Raw genomic sequence first — 386 nt, 5'->3', positions numbered from 1 at the left:
CCGGTCTTCTCGTCCTTGACCTTGGGGCCGAAGGTGAAGCCACCGGCCACGCCGAACGACGTGCCCTTGTAGTCCGATCTGTTCTCGATATCGTCCCAGCTCAGGGTGCCCGTCTTCAGCGAGTTCTTGTCCTTCGTGGCCGTGCTGGCGATGAGGGCGCCCTGGAGGTCGGTGTTGCCTTTGACGTTCAAGTCGAACCCGCCGTCGCCTGCGTAGATGCCGGATTGCTCGGCCACGTTGGCGAAGTTGCCGTTGGCCTTGCCTGTCGATGCCGAGAGCGAGCCGCTCAAGCCGCCGCCCTGACTGAAGCTGAGGCCACCCCCCGCACTTGTCTGGCGGGCGCGGCTTCCTTCGGTGTCCTGGCGGCTGGCGAGGTTGAGGTGGCC

Annotated in this window: 1 protein-coding gene; it reads right to left on the bottom strand. The window is 65.5% G+C overall.

Annotation, left to right across the window (positions count from 1 at the left end; genetic code table 11):
- On the bottom strand, positions 1 to 386 hold a 386-nt coding region (locus tag ABDB81_RS30465), incomplete at both ends, for a hypothetical protein (RefSeq protein ID WP_346814430.1).

The sequence above is a fragment of the Cupriavidus sp. DL-D2 genome (assembly GCF_039710735.1).
Lineage (GTDB): Bacteria > Pseudomonadota > Gammaproteobacteria > Burkholderiales > Burkholderiaceae > Cupriavidus.
Note: the sequence above shows the minus strand (reverse complement) of the source record. Positions and strands in the feature narration are given on the sequence as shown.